4 protein-coding genes are annotated in these 5197 nt (G+C 44.1%); all 4 read left to right on the top strand.

What is annotated here, in order from left to right; all coding sequences use genetic code 11:
• Positions 1-411: 411 nt before the first annotated feature.
• The 4 genes from H6S82_RS16850 to H6S82_RS16835 all read left to right on the top strand — a co-directional run bounded on the left by H6S82_RS16850 (position 412) and on the right by H6S82_RS16835 (position 5123).
• Entirely contained in the window at positions 412-1497 is a 1086-nt protein-coding gene (locus tag H6S82_RS16850) for an EamA family transporter (RefSeq protein WP_190470359.1), read from the top strand.
• Between the two features lie 166 nt (positions 1498-1663).
• Positions 1664-2983 carry a HEAT repeat domain-containing protein gene (locus tag H6S82_RS16845; protein ID WP_199315474.1) on the top strand — a complete coding sequence of 440 codons (1320 nt, stop codon included), beginning with the start codon at positions 1664-1666 and terminating at the stop codon, positions 2981-2983.
• Between the two features lie 58 nt (positions 2984-3041).
• Positions 3042-3692, top strand: a complete 651-nt coding sequence (locus H6S82_RS16840) for a glycosyltransferase family 2 protein (RefSeq protein WP_190470341.1) — start codon at positions 3042-3044, stop codon at positions 3690-3692.
• A 156-nt stretch (positions 3693-3848) separates the two neighbouring features.
• On the top strand, positions 3849-5123 hold the full coding sequence (locus H6S82_RS16835; RefSeq protein ID WP_190470337.1) for an ABC transporter substrate-binding protein: 1275 nt from the start codon (positions 3849-3851) through the stop codon (positions 5121-5123).
• The last annotated feature ends 74 nt before the right edge of the window (positions 5124-5197 follow it).

Genomic DNA, 5197 nt, shown 5'->3' with positions numbered 1-5197 from the left:
TCTTCCCCGACGCCCTCTTCCCCTAGCCCCTAGCCCCTTTTCCCTAGCCCCTAGCTCCGACGCCCTCTTCCCTAGTTTGCCTTATTCCTGGCTGGGTTAACTGGCTGGCCTAGCTTGTGGGGGAAAAGCGCAGGTTCTTTTGGCAGATATTTCGACGTGTGTCAGCTACTTAACAGAAATACATAATTCAATACAATTAGAATAACTGAGTAAAAATAGCTCTCCCGTACAATAACCAAAAATTATTGATTGGGCGAAACGCTTAGCGGGTAAGGCATCTTTCCTGCCCAACAGCCCAAAGAACCACCGAACGAATAAATGCAGTCGATCCCAATTTTATTTGACATGACAAAAAATTTACAATTACCATTCACGCGAACAACGGAGGCAAACCGTGAATCCCTGACAGGGATGGAAACGAAGCTCGCTGAATCCAGACTTCCTTTTGCTTCTTTACTTCTCATCGCTCCCTTTTTCCTGTGGGGTACGGCAATGGTAGCAATGAAAGGAGTCATGCCCCAAACCACACCCCTATTCATGGCTGGGGTACGCTTGGTGCCTGCGGGAGTTTTGGTGTTGCTGTTTGCGATGCTAACTGGAAGACCCCAGCCCCGCACTGGGTCAGCTTGGCTGTGGATTGGCTTGTTTGCCCTCGTAGATGGGGCGCTGTTTCAAGGCTTTTTGGCAGAGGGATTAGTTCGCACCAGTGCCGGTTTGGGGTCGGTAATGATCGACTCCCAACCTCTGGCGGTAGCTGTGCTGTCGCTGTGGCTGTTTCAAGAACGCATAGGATTGTGGGGATGGCTGGGACTTGGTATAGGCGTCCTGGGTATTAGTTTCATCGGCTTACCCCAAGAGTGGATAACAAATTTGCTGGCAGGAGGTTCGATCGCCACATCGGTAGATATTCATCAATTGTTTCAAAATGGTGAGTGGCTGATGCTGCTAGCGGCACTTTCAATGGCGCTGGGAACGGTGACTATTCGGATCGTATGTCGCTATGCCGACCCGGTGGTAGCTACAGGTTGGCACATGATTTTGGGAGGTTTGCCTTTATTTGGTCTCTCAGCAGCTGTAGAATCCGAGCAGTGGCAGCAATTGGATTTATCCAGTTGGATGGCCTTGAGCTACTCAACCGTTTTTGGCAGTGCTTTAGCCTACGGTTTGTTCTTTTATTTTGCCAAAGCAGGCAGTTTGACCAGTCTCAGTTCCCTTACCTTCCTAACTCCCGTCTTCGCCCTCCTATTTGGCAACATCTTCCTATCGGAAACGCTCGCACCCTATCAATGGATGGGTGTCTGCCTCACTCTGGTCAGCATCTATCTAGTCAATCAACGGGATATTCTGGCAAAATGGCTTCAGTCTAAAAAATCAGTAGCTAACCCCAGTACTGAAAAACCTTCTAGCGAAAACCAACCTTTATTGGCACCTTCGGAATTAGAATTGGCAAAGGTTACCGTCAAAATTGCCGAATCTGAATCGGAAATTTGGCGCTAAATTAGCGGCAGGGAGTTGCCAATTTCTACTGTGTTTGTGAAGACTTTGCGATCGCTAACGCATCAGGGCTGAGTTTCTTGGCAAATGCCAGTTTAGGATTAAACTAGCTCAAAGTCATCTACCCAGTGGGTTATACTGGCAGCCCCTTCTACCCCTGAGTTAGTTTATGTCGCCCTCACGCTCCGCTTTATTTCTGCTTTCTTGTATGACTTGCCTGGGCTTTAGCCCCAGTGCCGTTGGAGCGCCAATTTATGGCTACCCCGCGCCTCAGTCGGACTTGCTCATCTTGGAGACGGGAATCGGTAAGTTGTTTGCCACTACACCTGGGGCAACTCTATTTGCACAGCGCAACTCGCCCAGCCCAACTGCAAAACCTTCCCCAAAAGAAACTGTTCCAGATTTTAGCGACCTTAACTTCAGTAAAGAAAAACCGACTCCCAAGCCAACTACAGCGGCTAAAACGACTAAAAGTTTTAACCTCAACTCACCATTATTGTGGATAGGTACAGGGGCAGTCCTTTTGATTATCGGTGGAGTGGGGCTGTTTTACGTGGTGAGACACCCTAGCGATCGCACGGAAAGTGTAGCTGAAGAGCTGCCTCCAGATCCAGAGTCCGATCGCACTGACACCCCAGACATCAAGGCTAACCCATTTCAATCACAAACTGATAAAAATGCCCAAAACAATGGCTTTTCAACTATCTCCGAAAATACATATCCAGAACAACCAGCCCCACACTTGCAGGCAGAAACAAACCGCTACAGCGATGACATTTCATCGGTTTGGGAAAATAAACCTGCGGAAGAATTAAGCCACCATTCCCAAATCGAAACAAACAGCTACATCGGTGATACTTCATCGGTCTTAGAAAACAAACATACAGAAGAATTAACTGCACAGCCGCAGTTAGAGACAAACATCTACAGCAGTTCCATTTCCCCAGTTGGTGAAAATAAACCTCTCGAACAATCAACAACATCGCCCCAAACAGAAGCTTTAGAAATTCGAGAACCGACTCGCCTACCCAAAATCAATATAATTGATGAATTAATTAAAGATCTGCAAAATCCCGATCCGACAAAACGGCGCAAAGCCATTTGGGAATTAGCACAAAGAGGCGATTCTAGAGCGGTACAGCCTCTACTGGAAATAATGATGGATGCAGATTCTATGCAGCGCAGCTTAATTTTAGAAGCGCTATCCCAAATCGGCACCCGCACGCTCAAGCCGATGAATCGCGCTTTAGCTATGTCCCTGCAAGATGACAATCCAGAGGTGCGGAAAAACGCGATTCGAGATGTGACGCGCATTTTTGATATGATGGCTCAAGTCAGTCAACTTTTGCGCCACGCAGTTGACGATCCCGATGAGGAAGTGCAACAAACTGCACGCTGGGCTTTGACTCAGTTAAGTCGGATTCGGGGGTTATCGGGTGTGGATAATTTCTCCAATCGCCCAAATTCTAAAAATCCACCTGAAAATTGATTGGTCATCGCTCAGATGTTAATCCCCAATATTCAAGTATAACTAAAGGACAGATGAAATGAGCGGTTTGAATTTTATCCTAATTCCGGAAATCTCCATTATCCTTCCTACCTACAATCGAGCTAAGTATTTAAGCGACTGTATTAATAGTGCGATCGCACAAACGTTTCCAAATTGGGAACTGATTATAGTCGATGATGGCAGTAATGACAATACCTTTGCAATTGTCGAGTCTTTTGTCCAAAAATTTGATAACATTCGCTATCTCAAACATAAAAATAGGAAGCCCGGTTATTCCAGAAATGCTGGCATACAAGCATCATTTGGCAATTACATCACCTTTTTAGACAGCGATGACCAATATAAACCAGAGCATTTACAGTCACGCTTAGAATATATGAAAGCTCATCCCGAAATTGACTTAATTGAAGGTGGATTGTACTCTGAAGACGAAGAACTTTTCGTACCCGATTACTTCCAAAGAGATAAACTGATTAGCATAAAGTATTGTGTATTCGGGGCAACCTTTTTTGGGAAAAGGCACGTATTTTTTGATTTGAATGGTTTTAATAACCTTGATTTTGGAGAAGATACAGACTTTTGGTATAGAGCGGAAAAAAGATTTAAAACTCAAAAATTAACCGAGCCAAAAACTTATATTTATACCAGAGCCGAAACCAGTATAACAAAAGATTTTGTTAACAAATAGATTCTCTCATCAAATCCGTAAAATCTTATCTAAGTGTAGGGTGGGTTAGGCACGGGCAATCTAAAAGTCAAAAGTCAAAAATTTCTCCGCTTCCCTCTCCCTTTCAGAGCGTGTCGTAACCCACCATCCCCAAATAAATAGCCTAACAATAAACGTATGAAAATTTTAAATATTTGTTCGCGCTACCTAACAATTATTTTACTCAGCCTATCTTTACTTATATTAACTGCTTGTCAAACTACAGCCCCAAAAGATAAAGGCGTTACGCATATCACCGTATGGCATGGTATTAATCCCCCTCCCAATCGGGATGTGTTTCAAAAAGTCGTAGATCGATTTAATCAAGATCATCCAGATATTGAAGTAGAATCTATCTACGCCGGACAATTAGACCAACAGTTACCCAAAATTCTCACTGCGATCGTCGGTAATTCTCCCCCAGATATCTTATCATTCAACACCCAAATTACAGGCCAGTTAGTTGAACTTGGAGCGATTCGACCTTTAGATGATTGGCTGAACAAATCGCCGCTAAAGTCAAAAATAATGCCCAAATTATGGGGAGAAATGGAGTTATATGACCATGTTTGGTCAGTTCCCATGTTTGCGGGAAATATCGGCATTTTTTATAGACCGACACTTTTTAAAGCGGCGGGGATTACCGAGTTGCCAAAAACTTGGGCAGAACTTCGCCAAGTAGCGAAAAAACTAACCTTAGACCGCAATAGCGATGGTTATCCGGAACAATACGGGATGTTAATGCCTTTGGGTAAAGGAGAATGGACGGTTTTTACTTGGTTTCCTTTCTTGTTGGGTGCTGATGGAAACTTAGTCAAAGATAACCGCCCTAATTTGGTTAATCCAGGTGCGATCGCAGCTTTACAATTTTGGCAAAATTTGATAAAAGATGGCTCTACAAAATTCTCTGCACCAGAACGGGGATATGAAGAAGATGATTTCATTGCCGGTCGCGTTGCCATGCAGTTAACTGGGCCTTGGACATTGATAATGAAAAGTAAAGTTGATTTTGATGTCTTTCCTGTTCCGGGAAATCGCAAGCAAGCAACTGTGTTTGGTAGCAACAATATGTTTGTGATGAAAACCACACCAGAGAGAGAACGAGCTTCTATTAAATTTTTAGAATATCTTTTGAGTGACGAATTCCAAATTGAATGGAGTATTGCCACAGGATTTTTACCCATAAATATTAACGCCGCCGCCAGTCCCGCTTATCAAAAATTGCTTCAGCAAAAACCTGTCCTCAAAGTTTTCCTCCAACAAATGAATGCCGCCGGTTCTCGACCGATTATTCCCGGTTATAGCCGCCTATCTGAAAGTTTGGGGAGAGCGATCGAATCAACTATGCTAGGCGAATCTCCAGCAAAAGCTTTACAAAAAGCGCAAGAACAACTAAACTTAATATGGGAATAATATAGCTAAAAACTAGGGAATAAAGCGTCGGGGCTGTATTGTGTAGGGGCGAAGCATTCGGGCGACAATTTATT

The sequence above is a fragment of the Planktothrix sp. FACHB-1355 genome (assembly GCF_014748295.1).
Classification (GTDB): domain Bacteria; phylum Cyanobacteriota; class Cyanobacteriia; order Cyanobacteriales; family Aerosakkonemataceae; genus Aerosakkonema; species Aerosakkonema funiforme_A.
The sequence above is the reverse complement of the archived record's forward strand: the minus strand, read 5'-3'. Positions and strand labels throughout refer to the sequence as shown.

Coding starts and splice junctions, on each gene's coding strand:
- H6S82_RS16850 (WP_190470359.1), top strand. CDS start 412: ATGGAAACGAAGCTCGCTGAATCCAGACTTCCTTTTGCTTCTTTACTT.
- H6S82_RS16835 (WP_190470337.1), top strand. CDS start 3,849: ATGAAAATTTTAAATATTTGTTCGCGCTACCTAACAATTATTTTACTC.
- H6S82_RS16840 (WP_190470341.1), top strand. CDS start 3,042: ATGAGCGGTTTGAATTTTATCCTAATTCCGGAAATCTCCATTATCCTT.
- H6S82_RS16845 (WP_199315474.1), top strand. CDS start 1,664: ATGTCGCCCTCACGCTCCGCTTTATTTCTGCTTTCTTGTATGACTTGC.